Raw genomic sequence first — 14,217 nt, 5'->3', positions numbered from 1 at the left:
AAGCTGCTGCCGTCCAAATGAACTCAAACGTGATCAGACTTAAAATACTACAAGATCATAGGTATTATATTAATATAAAAGGTCTTCCTTTGCATCAATACTAATACAAAAACCATCTTCCGAAACATGGCACTGCAGGTCCAGTTTTTTCACTCCTGCCTTCACAGCTTCGTCCAGAGCAATTCCGAACTCCGGATGTGTATCCCTGTTGGGCCTGACCTCAGAGATCCCATTGGTCTGGATCACAAAAGCCACACTGCAGCGAAAACCTTTTTCCGTAAGAGCCGCCAGCTCCCGCAGATGCTTCACACCTCTCTCCGTTGGCGCATCAGGAAAATACCCCACGTTCCCTCTGATGAGCGTGCATCCCTTTACCTCCAGCAAGTAGGGCTGACCCCCTTTTTCCATATAAAAATCAAACCGGGAATCACCTATGGTATATTCCGGCCTGATTATTTCAAAACATCCAAGGCTCTGAAGCCACTCTCCCACCACCTTGTTTGGTGCCTGGCTGTCCATGTTTATCAGCCTGCCGTCCTTCCTGTATACTGCCACAAGATCATAGGCCGTCTTTCTTCCCGGATTGTCCGAATGGCTGAGAATAACCGTATTTCCCGGCTCCAGCAGCTCCCTGCACCGCCCTGTATTTTTCACATGCACGACGGTGTCCTCGCCGCCAATATCAACGTGGGCAACGAATCTGTTAGGCCTGCTGATGAATTTTCCTTTTAAAATTTCTTTGTATTTCATTGATCTTTATCGAATTCCGAAACTCCAGTATGTCTCCCGGGTGTTTCAGCGAAACAACGCTGGCGAGCCGGCAGCTCATATGACTTCAGTTTATACCATCCACTGCCTCACCAGGGCTATCTCCCTTCTGTAGCCGTCCATATCATTTGGAGTTTCAAGTATGAAGGGTTTATCCTGAAGGGCCGGATGAGTGACTACGGCCTTCAGGGTTTCCAGTCCGATTTTTCCTTCACCGAGGCGGGCGTGTCTGTCTTTATGTGCCCCCAGGTCATTCAGGGAATCGTTGAGGTGAACAGCCTTCAGCCGGTCAAGTCCTATGATTCCCTGGAATTCGTCCAGCACCCCATCAAGGTCACCGGCAATATCATATCCGCCGTCCCAAACATGGCAAGTGTCCAGACAGACTCCAAGCCTGTTTCTTACAGCAGGATCCACATAGTTGATTATCTCTGACAGTTCCCGGAAGGTTCTTCCCAGCTCTGTCCCCTTGCCTGCCATGGTTTCAAGGAGCACCGTAGTAGTCTGATCAGGTTTCATGTACCTGCTCAGAACATCTGCAATCCTCTCCATGCACTGGTCTCTGTCTTGTTTCAGGAAATTTCCCGGGTGGAAATTAAAATAATTTCCAGGAAGTCTTTCCATTTTTCCAAGGTCTTCACTGAAACACATCTCAGCAAACTCTCTGGTCTTTTCCTTGTCTGAGCAGATGTTCATGGTATATGGCGCGTGAGCCACCAGTTTTCCGATTTTCCCTTCTTTCTCAAGGGAAATCAGGCCTTCCAGGTCCTCCTGTTCCCAGGCTTTTCCACTTCCCCCACGAGGATTTCTGGTGAAGAAAGCAAAGGTATCTCCTCCCAGGTCTCTTATTCTGTCACCCATGGCCCTGAAACCATCACTTACGGAAAGGTGACATCCTATATATATCATATTGGAAATTCCTCCAGTATATCCCACAATATAACCAGGTATATGGCTGATCCCACAAAAGCATAAGGCATCATGGGCTTGTGCTCCTTAAGGCTGACCTTCCTGAAAGCCACCAGCCACAGGCCATGAACTGCCGTTACCAATGTGGTGAGAACGAATACCCACAGTATTCCCTGAGGCCCTGTAACCATTCCCATTGCCCCCAGGAACTTTATGTCTGCTCCTCCTATGGCATCCTTCTTGTAAACAAGATGTCCCAGAAGGAGTATTCCCAGTCCAAGGGCCCCTCCTGCAGCTGCTCCGGCCAGAGGGTCCCACCACTGTTTATTCATGCCTGTAAAGCCTACAGCCGATACTGCCAGCAGAAAACTCAGCTGGTCCGGAACCACCATGTACTTCCAGTCCGAAATAGCCATTTCAAGGACAATGAACAGAACAAAAATCACTGCCAGCTCATATTGCAGAGTGTCCCTGACAGCCATGTACAGGCCGCAGACTCCGAAGACTCCTGTAAAAACAAATTTCCACGGGCTGCTGGTTATGCGCTGCCTCTGGTCTATGTCTTCAGGAAGCTTTCCGTCATCCCTGAACCAGGCCGCCGGCATGTGGTTAAAAGCAACAACGCTTCCACTTCCAAGAATCACCGCAAGAGCCACAGCTGCCACAAACCTGACGGTCAGAAGAATATAATATTCTTTCATATTTATCCGATCTTATTTGATCTGCGCCAGAGCTTAAGCTCCTTTGCTCCGGCAATCAGGGACTCACGAAAATCAGGATGAGCAATGTTAATAAGAGCTTCTGCCCTCTCCCATACAGAAAGGCCGGCCAGATCTGCCATTCCATATTCAGTGACAACAGTCTTGGCCTGGCTTCTCGGATCCGTCACAATATCTCCCGGCAAAGTTGGAACTATGCGGGAATGAACCACGCCTTTTTTGTCAGTAAATGTAGATGTCATACAAATAAAACTCTGGGCAGATGGATTATCAAAAGCTCCTGTAAGGAAATCCAGCTGTCCTCCTGTTCCGCTTATCTGCCTGTGCCCTGCGCTCTCTGCACTGATCTGCCCGTAAAGATCCACAGAAATACAGCTGTTGATTGAAACGAAATTATCGATTTCTGCAATTACCTTTGGGTCGTTTACAAAAGACATTGGGGCTGTATACATTGACGGATTCTCATCCATCCAGTCGTAAAGTCTCTGATCTCCATATCCCAGGCCGAAGACCGACTTGCCCTTAAGAAATGACTTCCCTGAATTGTTCAGCTTTCCGGCCCTGTGCATCTCATAGAAGGAATTTACCAGGAGTTCAGAATGGACTCCCAGATCCTTCAGGTCGGACTCCGCTATCATTCCGCCTATTGCATCAGGCATTGCACCTACTCCCAGCTGAATGGTGGAACCATTTCTGATCTTAGGTACTATCATCGATGCGATCTTTTTGTCCAGCTCTCCCGGAATGCTCGGTGGAATCTCCAGCATTGGTTCATGATGGCCCTCAACAATCATATCTACATCTGAAATGTGAATGTTGTTATCTATTCCCTGAACTTTTGGGAGATGTTCGTTTACCTCAAGAATCACAATATCCGCTTTGTCCAGCACTGCCTTTGCGCATGCGTTGTTTACGGAAAAATTAAAGTATCCATGGCGGTCCATTGGCGGCACAGACATCATTGCTACGTTTACCGTCAGATATCTCTCATAATAGTCCGGCAGGTTCCTGAAAAGCATTGGAATAAAACTGCACAGTCCTTTGTCACACAGTTTTCTTTCATAACTTACCATGTGCCATGCATTATAAGTAAAATGCTCCCTGGCCGGATCCTCTTCTACCACATGAATCGGACCATTGCTCAGAAGGCCTCTGATTTTTACATCTTCCAGTTCATCTTTGCGCTTTGCAAGAGCCTGGTCCAGAAGGATTGGAAAACCGTAGTTGGCGCTGTAATCAATCCAGTCACCGCTTTTTACCGCTTTTACCGCTTCCTCAGGCGTTCTGAGTTTTTCTTTGTATTCACTGCTATAGTCCATTTTTCCCCCTTTCATCATTGAGGCTTTCTGCCGTGGAACTGGTAGTACTGAGTCATTATCTGGCCGTTGTACAGCTTCCTCCTGCGGTCTGCCTTCCTGCAAAAATATTTATCTTCAACTCCCTTTGCTGCTGTAATCATAAACAGAGACCAGCTTGGATCCCTGTCCAGGATCTGCGCCAGGTGGGAGTATATCTGAGGCATGTCATCATCATCACCGATTCGCCGTCCATAAGGAGGGTTGGTGATGATGATTCCATTGCTCACTTCCGGCATATATCCGGTCATATCAGCTTTTCTAAAAGTGATGTCTTCATCAACACCTGCTTCTTCGGCGTTGGCCCTGGCGGCCCGGACCGCCCGGCCGTTTATATCCATTCCCAGGATATTCAGCTTTTTTTCATAATTGATAGCACCGAAGGCTGCTGACTTTTCTTCCTTCCAGATTTCAGCGGGAATCATATCCCAGTCCTGGCTAACAAAAGTCCTGTTAAGACCTGGTGCAATGTTTCTGGCCCACAGGGCCGCTTCTATAAGTATGGTTCCTGATCCGCAGCAGGTATCAACCAGAAGTCTGTCATCCCCACGCCAGTAGCAGAGCTGCACCAGAGCTGCAGCCAAGGTCTCTTTCATAGGCGCTGCTACATCAACTACTCTGTATCCCCTCTTATGAAGAGCTGTTCCAGATGTATCCATGAGGATTTTCACCCTGTCTTTCATTATGGAAAAACGGATTTTGTACAGCAATCCGGTTTCCGGCAGCCTGGCAGAAGCATAAACTTCTCCCAGCCGCCGTGCCACAGACTTCTTGATTATGCTCTGACAGGCCGGAACACTGTGAAGCTTCGACTTAACTGAAGTTCCTTCCACGGGGAACTCTCCATCAGGTGGAATAAACTGTTCCCACGGAACAGCTCCTGTCTGCTGAAACAGCTCCTCAAAGGTTTCTGCCCTGAATTCTGCTAATTTGATATATACACGGTCAGCTGATCTGAGCCATAAGTTTGACCTGACTACTGCCCTTTCATCTCCTGTATAGGTGATTCGTCCGTCTTCAGTTTTCAGGACTTTCAGACCAAGTCCCTCCAGTTCTCTTCTGACAACAGCCTCCAGTCCGAAGGCAGATGTTGCCACCAGTTCCATTTTCATATAATATCTCCATATTCCCCATTCTTCTTAAAAAAAATGGACTCCGGCACTTGCCGGCCGTGATCTGACTTGAAAAATTATACCTTTTTTCCAAATACTTGGCAAAATAATCAGAATTTTTTCATAGATTCTATTGACTAATCTACACTCTGAGAGTATAGTTAAGTCAATCAATTGCACGCTATTGAACATTGAAAAATATTTTCAGTTCTTTAAGCAGTTGAGAGAAATTTAGTCTATAATCTAGTTGGCTGATATAAAACAGCCGGCCGGAAACAGGTTCCGGCAACTTAGATTTTACAGGTTTAGCAAAAGATGCTTTTAAAAAAGCGGAAAGACAAGAGGTGAAATTATGGCTAAGTGGGTATGTTCCGTATGTGGTTACGTTCATGAGGGAGATCAGCCACCTGAACAGTGTCCTGTATGCAAGGCTCCTGCAGAGAAGTTCATTGAGCAGGGCGAGGAGATGACATGGGCTGCTGAGCACGTTCTTGGCGTTGCACAGGGTGTAAGCGAAGATATTCTTGAGGATCTGAGAGCAAACTTCAATGGAGAGTGCTCCGAGGTTGGTATGTACCTGGCTATGTCCAGAGTTGCATTCAGAGAGGGATATCCTGAAGTTGGCCTGTATTATGAGAAGGCTGCTTACGAAGAGGCTGATCACGCTTCCAGATTTGCTGAGCTTCTGGGCGAGGTTCTTACAGACAGCACAAAGAAGAACCTGGAGATGAGAATCGAGGCTGAGAACGGCGCAACTGCAGGAAAGACAGACCTGGCTAAGAGAGCAAAGGCTGCTAACCTTGATGCTATCCATGACACAGTTCACGAGATGGCAAGAGATGAGGCCAGACACGGCAAGGCATTCAAGGCTCTTTACGACAGATATTTTAAGTAGTCAGCCACACTATGGTGTGATATGAAGGCGGGCCTTAGGGGCCCGCTTTTGTTGTATGAGTTGTTATACGAGTTGTGTATGAGTTGCAGGAGGTGGTACCAGCCTTTTTATGCTCTGAAGACAACTCCATTAACTGTATTACACACCGGCAGCGGCATATCAGTCTATATCGTTACACGCTACTACGCTACTTGACGGATATGTACCATATTATGTATTATTCACTCAATTGATTACTGTTAGATTAATGTTACTGCCATTCTGGCTGTTTATTCAAAGAATCGAGGAGAAAATGGCTGTAAGAAAATCCTATGAAGATTATCTGGAAACAATGCTCATGCTCCAGGAAGAGCATGGATATATTAGATCTGTCGATATTGCCAACCACATGGGTGTTACCAAGCCCAGTGTTACTTATGCCACAAGGAAGCTTAAAGAGCTGAATTACATCACTATGAATGAGATTGGTCTGATCCAGCTCACAGATGAAGGCAAGGAGATTGCTGACTCGGTATATGGCAGACACAAAACCATTTCCCGCTTTCTTGAAATGCTGGGCGTTAACCCTGAAACTGCCCAGGAGGACGCCTGTAAACTGGAGCACGATGTGAGCAATGAAAGTTATGCGGCCCTTTGCCGTCACATGAACGGTTTTATGGCCAACTGCCCTGTCATATCTGGGAAGGAAAAATGTCCTGAGTCTGGTGAATCCCATAATCCGGCGGAGGACGGAAACTCCGGTGAAAAAGTGAAATAGCATGTGACATTTATGGGATATTGCAGCGATTCTGACTGCGGGTACTGCAACGGTCTTTATGTACTGCTCTTGCTCACCGCTCTGAGCAGTACTATCCTGAGAACTCCACATCAGTACTGCTCATGACCTCTCACCTGAACAGTACTCTTCTTGATTTTTGCAATTTCTACTGCTCCAGCAGGCTGTTCTGAGCAGTACTATCCCGAGAACTCCACATCAGTACTGCTCATGACCTCTCACCTGAGCAGTACTCTTCTTGATTTTTGCAATTTCTACTGCTCCAGCAGACCGTTCTGAGCAGTACTATCCCGAGAGCTCCACATCAGTACTGCTCTTGCCCACCCATCTGAGCAGTACTCATCTTGATTTTTGCAGTTTCTACTGCTCTCGCAGGCTGTTCTGAGCAGTACTATCCCGAGGATTCCACATCAGTACTGCTCATACCCACTCACCTGAGCAGTACTATCCCAAGAGCTCCACATCAGTACTGCTCCTGCCCACTCATCCGAGCAGTACTCATCTTGATTTTTGCAACTTCTACTGCTCCAGCAGGCTGTTCTGAGCAGTACTATCCCGAGAGCTCCACATCAGTACTGCTCATACCCACTCACCTGAGCAGTACCCATCTTAATTTTTGCAATTTCTACTGCTCCTGACCTCTCACCCGAGCAGTACTCACACTGATAATCGCAACATCTACTGCTCCTGCCTACCCCAGTATCCCTCAATAGCATTAAAGTCACAGACATGAAAAAAGCTGCCGCATTCCATAAGAACGCGGCAGCTTCACTAGTCTATGAAGAATCTTTTTCCTGCTATATCCGGTACCTTGTTTCGTCGGACACCGATTGGTACCTTGTTTCGCCGGGCACCGGATTTTTTTGCCAACCAGTATCAACTAGCCTTCAATCTGAACCAGTTGTTTCTGTTCTCTCTCTGGCAGCTTGTCTTCCTTAGGAACTGTCAGCTGCAGAACGCCGTTTGCAAAGTTTGCTTTAACATCATCTGATGTAAGCTTGTCTCCTACGTAATAGCTTCTCTCGCAGGAACCTGTGTAACACTCCTTGCGGATGTACTTACCGTCTTCCTTGTCCTCGGTGTTCTCTGTGTGGTTAGCCCTTACTGTCAGATAACCGTTCTTGATCTCAACCTCAACATCTTCTTTATTGTAGCCTGGAAGCTGAACATCCAGTTCATAAGAATCATCCAGTTCCTTGATATCGGTGCGCATGCTGTTGCTTCCGTATGTTACACGCTTCATAGGTGCTGCAAAGAAATCATTGAAAAAGTCATCTGCAAAATCATTACTGAATACACTTGGATACAACATAATATAGCCTCCTTAAAAATTTTATCTTAATCATGCTCTTCTAGTATACCGTCAACCTTTCGTTCCGGTTTACCGAAGGCCGGATCCTGATCATCTGACCTTTTATCAGACTTAACAGATCCTTACGACCAAGCCCTGTCATCTCTCATGACCCCTTTCCTGATCGCAACTATGTTATAGTCCTTTTTGTTAGCACTGTCAAGTGGTGAGTGCTAATTTTTTTAAAAATTTTTTTATTATCTTCTCCAGATAGAACTCAATAATAAGGCCACAGAGGGTTAGTCTCTGTGGCGCTGAAAATAGTCTTTTGTAAGTTTGATTACAGTTCCTGAAAGCATGAATACTGCAATGAGGTTTGGAATCAGCATGAGTCCGTTAAAAGTATCAGATATATCCCAGATGAATCCCAGATCCATTGTTGCACCTACTATTGCTACCATGGAATAAACCAGAAGGAATGGCTTGATTATCTTAGTTCCGAAAAGGAACTCAAGGCACCTGGAACCGTAGAGTCCCCAGCCGATGGCAGTGGAAAAAGCGAAACATGCCAGAGCAACAGCAGCGAATACCGATACCCATTTTCCATATGAAACTGTAAGACCAGCGATTGTAAGCTCCGCACCGGCAGCCTGGCCGTAATTAACAGTTACTCCGCTGCAAAGGATGATTAATGCTGTAAGTGTACAGATTACTATTGTGTCTGTGAATACTTCGAAAATACCAAAGAGTCCCTGTTCTACCGGCTCATTTGTGTGAGAAGTGGCATGGGCGATTGATCCAGTTCCCAGTCCTGCCTCATTGGAGAATATTCCTCTGGACACTCCCCTTCTCATGCTCATGAACATTGAGCCTACGATTCCCCCTGTAACAGCCTTAGGTGCAAAAGCTCCCTCAAATATGGACGCAAACACCCCAGGCACATTTTTAATATTTATGATTATTACTCCCAGACCCAGAGCCACATAGAGGAGAGCCATGAAAGGAACCAGCTTCTCTGTGAAGCTTCCGATTCTCTTAATTCCTCCAAGAAGCACTAATCCAAGACAGATGGCAATGATGATTCCGGCAACAAGATTGAAAGTTCCAACCTGTCCATTGCTGATTACACCGTAGTTTAGGAAAGCTGTATTCAGTGCAGTTACTATTGTGTTTACCTGGGTGGCGTTTCCCGTACCAAAGACCGCAACAGCTCCGAAGATTGAAAACAGTACAGCCAGGAACTGCCATTTTTTCGAAAGGCCGTTCTTAATATAGTACATTGGCCCTCCAACCCAGTCGCCGTGAGCGTTTTTCTCCCTGAAATGAACTGCCAGTGTTACCTCAGCAAACTTTGTACACATGCCCAGAATGGCAGATATCCACATCCAGAAAACAGCTCCCGGGCCGCCAAGGGCAATGGCACCAGCAACACCAGCTATATTACCCGTTCCAACTGTACCGGCCAGGGCTGTACAGAGAGCCTGAAATGGAGTTATCGCTCCATCTGCCGCCTCGGTTTTGTCGAAAATCTTACCAGCCGTGTGTCTGAAAGCAAAACCGAATTTCCTTATCTGTAAAAATCCGGTACGGACGCTCAGGTATATTCCTACTCCGATGATACAAATCATTGCGGGAACACCCCAGATAAACCCGTTAACATAAGAATTAATTGTTTCAATGTAATTCATTATTCTGAATCCTCCAACCCTTGATAATTTCTGCCCTCTCCATAACCTGACCAAACCCGGGCAAAAAAACCGTACAAAAATACAGGGTGTTCACCGCCAGTAAATCTGCTGTATTTCACCGGTGGCTACAGCCTGATGTTGTGTACTATACCACGTACAATGTATACCTGTCAACAGTTTTTGTTTTATAGATATAAGTTTTTCGTATAATGTTAATGTTGTTTCACAAACATTCTGTAGGCAAAACAAAAGAGAGAGCCTTTTCAGCGCCATCTTCCGGCACCTTACAGCTCTCTCCCCTATGATTTTGCTATGATTTGGCTATGATTCTGTTATTATTTTGTCTTCCTTCTACCGGATCCCCTCCTACTGAATCACATCATCCATTTCCAGATATATTACACCCCCATTGATCAATGCCACGAATTTCCGGGCCATGTCCGGATCAAACTGGGTGCCCGCATTTCTCAAAATCTCTCCTGCCGCATATTCCACCGACAAGGCGTCTTTATAGGATCTCTTCGATGTCATGGCATCAAATGCATCTGCAATTGCCAGGCATCTGGCGCCAACAGGAATGTCCGTCCCTGCCAGTCCATTAGGATAACCTTTACCATCCCACCTTTCGTGATGACCTACTACTGACGGAATCAGATAGTCCAGGTTCGGCAGGTGCCTGATAATCTCAATGGAATGGTTGACATGGGATTTCATGGTCTCATATTCTTCATCATCCAGTTTTCCGGGTTTTCCAAGAATTCTCTCCGGGATGGCAATTTTTCCAATGTCGTGGAGCAGTCCTGCCTCATAGATCAGCTCCTGATGCTCTGCTGACAGGTTAAGATGCCTGGAGAGAGTCATGGCATAAACTGCCACGTTCCTGCTGTGGTTGAAAGTATAGTGATCCTTGGCGTCTATGGCAGCTGTGAGAGCGTAGATTGTAGGTGCAACCTCTTCATATTCTCTGGAAAAAATAATTTTCGCAGGCTGAGATTTTGCGTCAATCCCCTGAGTTTTTCCTTCTGCCAGGGAAGAATAACGCCCTCCCCTTTGACCAGGTAAAACGCCCGGTTCATCTTTTTTTACCCCGTGGTCAGGAGCGGCAGCACCATTGATTTTGCTGTTCCTGAACCAGGATTCCTCCGTGAGATCTGCCATGCCGTCACTATAGGTCATTATCCTGTTTTTACCCAGCTTCTTTCCATGATGGATCTCCATGTTAACATTTGTCTGAAGCTCCTTCATGGTAGTTGCTCCGTAAGGCATTGAACAGATTCCTGCAGTAAAGGTGATTTTTTTCCTCTTGATTCCGTCCTGCTCCGGATCACTTCTGTCCAGTTGCTCTCTTATGTTTTCAGCCAGCTTCACAGCTTCCATCTGAGGTCTGTGGGGCATGCAGATGCCGAACTCCTTCCCCGCCAGGCGGCCGCAGAATACGCCTCTTGGAACAGTTTTTTTAATAATAGTGGAAACCAGCTGAAGGACTTTGTCACCGTGGGCCATTCCGTACAGCTCATTGTAAAGGCGCAGGTCGTCAACGCTTATTTCCATGTACGACAGCTGATCTCCCCTGCACTGGGCAATGGCTTCCTCCATGTTTCGCAGGAAGGCAGTTCTGTTAAGCATGTCCAGCTGAGGATCCATGTCAGCCCGCCGCTGAGCTTCACCGTAAAGTATTGCGTTGTTCAGGGCGATGCTGGCAACTGATTGTACAGATTCTATGAATAATATGTCGTCATAGGAGTAAGGTGCTCCGTTGTTTTTCTTCCCGATCAGGATGATTCCTACCAGCTCGTCGTTGTTCCGGAGGGCTGTTATGCACTCCACACCCAGCTCCTCCAGCATTTCCTTTTCCTGTGTCCACATGGATCTGTAGGCCACAGAACGCTTGAAATCACTTAGCCTGAGGCACACGTCCCCCTTTGCAATATATTCGATATAAGGGGCGTCTGCTTCAATGGAAATGTTCCTTTTGTCCAGGGGATTTGAGGCATAGTCCATTACATACTTTCCTTCGTCGTGATCCAGGCGGAAAATAGAAACTCTCCATACCCCGAGGCTTTCCCGGAGAATATCGCAGGTCTTCTCCATTATCTTGTTAACGTCCAGGCTCCTGGAGATATCCTGGCTGAACCGGCTGAACCTTTCATTGTCTGCCTGTTCCTTTCTCAAAGTGATTTTTCTTATTGCGTGGTAAGCAATATATGACACAAGAAAGACGATTAGTACGAATATCATCCCGGTAATGGCCAGGCTTGTTTTACTGTTACCTTCAATTTTTTTCACAAATTCGAAGATGCTGTTTACCCCGCAGGACATCATGGCTGTGGACAGAATTACTGTGCCGAACATCACCACCGACGGCGACCAGAGAAGCCTCAGCTTGAAGGCTCTTCTTTTTTTCAGAGCCATGAATATCAGCGAAGCGTTAATAATTCCAGCCAATGTGTCAAAGGGGAAAATATTCCCTGGCAGTACAGACAGTACGTTTCCGATTACCAGAATGAATCCACCGGCCAGAATGAGTATTGCCTCGCTCCTCAGGTATTCCTTCCTGTATCTGGAACCCTTCCCGGATACGGATTTCAGCATAATTGCGATACTGATAATAATCAGCATCAGGGATAACACAACTGGAAATACTATTTTCCAGTCGGCATAGTATCTGAATATTATCCGGTCACCGCTGCTTACCATCTTCTCCGGAACTTTCAGGAAAAGCTGCTTGTAAGCCAGGAAAAGATAGACTGGCAATAATATCTTGAGGGCAGCGTTGAATTTTTTCAGTCCCTTTCCTGAATAATGATAAACGAAATCATAAAAGGTAAAGGGCAGCGTCAGAAGGGTAAGAAAAGATATCTGATACCAGAACAGATACCCGGGCCAGAATTCCGCTCTCATAAGAGCTGATCCGCCGGTCCACAGTATCAAAACTATCAGATACCTCATGAACGCTTTTAGTATTTTGTTTTTTTCTGCCGAGCAGAATGCGATAAAAAGATAAAGATATATAAATACCGCCATGCCCGGGATCCAGATGTATGGAACCCTTGTCATAATCTTACCTTTCTCCCATAGTGCCGAATGAAACCAGTTTGTTGATCAGATGTTTTCCCGGATTGATGGCAGGAATTTCCCTGCCTGTTTCCTTGATTATCTGATTAAAAGAGCCGCACTTGAGAAGTGTTATTTTCAGAGGATCAATTCCCAGCATTTTCTCCAGGTCGTCGTAGTCTGTGTCCATGAATTTAAAATATACCTTCAGATGCTCTCTCAGTACCTGAGCACTGATGGCAGCCGAATCCACCGAAGCCGGATCGATTTCCAGATAAAGATGAAGGAATGGCTTTTTCCCATCAACCCACTCCTTTGCTGCAGTGCAGTGGACCACAGGAAGACGGGAGAGCCTGATGGCGTCTCCAATGGAATTTTCCGTAATCCTTGTAAATCCGGCAATATCTATAACATTGTTCACCCGGTCTATGTACTGAACCAGAGGGAGTTTTGTAGTATTGTCCCCGTTCATGCGGACAGCCCTGAACATGTCCCCTACCCTGTATCTGGCGAAGGCGCCCCCCTTCAGGCTGGTAATCACCAGTTCATAGTTGTGACCTTCCTTCAGTTCACTTAGCAGAAGGGTCTCAGGCTCATAGCCGGGTTCTCTCTGTGAGCGCAGGGAATCTTCCTCTGTGATGAATTCCGGGAAGCAGCTGTCCGGGAAAAAGACCATTCCGTGGTGAGAATATGTTTCGGTGCAGAGCAGGGACATTTCCGTGCCTGCGAAGATCTCGTGAGGAGTCTTTCCCCATGTTTTTTCCAGAAACTCCTTGTAGCACCTTGTATCTGTACCTGCGCATACAAGGGCCTTCAAGTCAAAAATATCTCCAGGTACCATAGGCCTGTTTTCCTTCTGACAAACCTTCCTGGCTCTGATAAACCTGAGAGCCATGGAAGGAGACATGGAAAACAGCTTCCTGACAGCAGATGAGCCTCCGCTGCTGCCTTCAGAGGCTTTGCTGAAGGACTCCGTCATGTAGGCTATGACGCTGGTCATGCCGAAAAAACCATCAATACCAGATTCCAGCCCCATTCTGAAGCCTTCTTTATTTCTCTTTCCAAAGCTCATGGCATTTGCCGTACGAACCGGCGGAAGAAAATTAAAGTCGATTTCCTTCTCGAGAATATGAGGAAAAAGTCCTGTAACATAAGGCAGAGGAGCAAGGCCGAAAAGCATTCTGTCTCCATCCCTCAGCAGTGATTCATTTGGCTCATCAGAAGAGGCGATGGTCATTAAGGCCAGCATGTTCCTGTCAATGGACTCAATCATGTCCTTTGTATAAGGAGCAGTCTTAACGGGATGACGGCCACCTTCCCAGGTGGTTTCAAGCCATATTACAGGCGGAGCTGGCAGCATATCAGTTCTGTGATTAAGGAGAATATCTGCATAATCCTCATATCTGGTGAGAGGCACCATTTTACGGAACTCCTGAATGGTCCGGGGTTTCTTTCCCCTGAGTATGCTCTGTCCCAGTCCGCTGGCAGACCAGAGACTGATCTGTTCTTCCATCAGCCTTTCCTGGATCATCTGAAAACGGCCGGGATCCAGGTCAAGAAAACCGCAATATTCACCCCAGAGATTCAGTTCGTGCTGTTTTTCCAGTTTGTCTGCATATCTCAAGCTGGAATTGTCATCTCCTCTTCTCAT

11 protein-coding genes are annotated in these 14,217 nt (G+C 46.5%); 2 read left to right on the top strand and 9 right to left on the bottom strand.

Going from position 1 to position 14,217, the window contains the following annotated elements:
- Positions 1-69 precede the first annotated feature (69 nt).
- The 5 genes from sfsA to FYJ66_RS00890 form a co-directional block, all read right to left on the bottom strand.
- Entirely contained in the window at positions 70-750 is a 681-nt protein-coding gene (gene sfsA, locus FYJ66_RS00910) for a DNA/RNA nuclease SfsA (RefSeq protein WP_154571646.1), read from the bottom strand.
- A 90-nt stretch (positions 751-840) separates the two neighbouring features.
- On the bottom strand, positions 841-1,677 hold the full coding sequence (locus FYJ66_RS00905; RefSeq protein WP_154571645.1) for a deoxyribonuclease IV: 837 nt from the start codon (positions 1,675-1,677) through the stop codon (positions 841-843).
- The gene (locus FYJ66_RS00900; protein WP_154571644.1) at positions 1,674-2,378 is read right to left on the bottom strand and encodes a prepilin peptidase; all 705 of its coding nucleotides are present in this window, start codon (positions 2,376-2,378) and stop codon (positions 1,674-1,676) included. Before FYJ66_RS00900 ends, FYJ66_RS00905 begins: the two co-directional genes overlap by 4 nt.
- A 2-nt stretch (positions 2,379-2,380) precedes the next feature.
- Entirely contained in the window at positions 2,381-3,715 is a 1,335-nt protein-coding gene (locus FYJ66_RS00895) for an acetyl-CoA hydrolase/transferase family protein (RefSeq protein ID WP_154571643.1), read from the bottom strand.
- 14 nt (positions 3,716-3,729) lie between these two features.
- The gene (locus FYJ66_RS00890; RefSeq protein WP_154571642.1) at positions 3,730-4,863 is read right to left on the bottom strand and encodes a THUMP domain-containing class I SAM-dependent RNA methyltransferase; all 1,134 of its coding nucleotides are present in this window, start codon (positions 4,861-4,863) and stop codon (positions 3,730-3,732) included.
- Between the two features lie 352 nt (positions 4,864-5,215).
- Here FYJ66_RS00890 and FYJ66_RS00885 point away from each other — a divergent pair, with 352 nt between their 5' ends.
- Together FYJ66_RS00885 and FYJ66_RS00880 are read left to right on the top strand one after the other, a co-directional pair.
- On the top strand, positions 5,216-5,758 hold the full coding sequence (locus FYJ66_RS00885) for an NADH peroxidase (RefSeq protein WP_154571641.1): 543 nt from the start codon (positions 5,216-5,218) through the stop codon (positions 5,756-5,758).
- Positions 5,759-6,050: 292 nt separating this feature from the next.
- Complete coding sequence (locus tag FYJ66_RS00880) at positions 6,051-6,515, top strand: metal-dependent transcriptional regulator (RefSeq protein WP_154571640.1); 465 nt, start codon at positions 6,051-6,053, stop codon at positions 6,513-6,515.
- A gap of 898 nt (positions 6,516-7,413) precedes the next feature.
- Here the strand turns inward: FYJ66_RS00880 and FYJ66_RS00875 are convergent.
- From FYJ66_RS00875 to FYJ66_RS00860, 4 genes are all read right to left on the bottom strand, one after another.
- Entirely contained in the window at positions 7,414-7,845 is a 432-nt protein-coding gene (locus tag FYJ66_RS00875) for an Hsp20/alpha crystallin family protein (protein WP_154571639.1), read from the bottom strand.
- Positions 7,846-8,123: 278 nt separating this feature from the next.
- The gene (locus FYJ66_RS00870) at positions 8,124-9,512 is read right to left on the bottom strand and encodes an alanine/glycine:cation symporter family protein (RefSeq protein WP_154571638.1); all 1,389 of its coding nucleotides are present in this window, start codon (positions 9,510-9,512) and stop codon (positions 8,124-8,126) included.
- 366 nt (positions 9,513-9,878) lie between these two features.
- Entirely contained in the window at positions 9,879-12,569 is a 2,691-nt protein-coding gene (locus FYJ66_RS00865; RefSeq protein WP_154571637.1) for a histidine kinase N-terminal 7TM domain-containing diguanylate cyclase/phosphohydrolase, read from the bottom strand.
- 4 nt (positions 12,570-12,573) lie between these two features.
- Positions 12,574-14,217 (bottom strand): GH3 domain-containing protein, encoded by a 1,644-nt coding sequence (locus FYJ66_RS00860; protein ID WP_154571636.1) that lies wholly within the window; start codon positions 14,215-14,217, stop codon positions 12,574-12,576.

This window comes from Allobaileyella intestinalis (genome assembly GCF_009695865.1).
Classification (GTDB): domain Bacteria; phylum Bacillota; class Clostridia; order Peptostreptococcales; family Anaerovoracaceae; genus Allobaileyella; species Allobaileyella intestinalis.
This window is presented reverse-complemented; position numbering and strand designations above follow the sequence as displayed.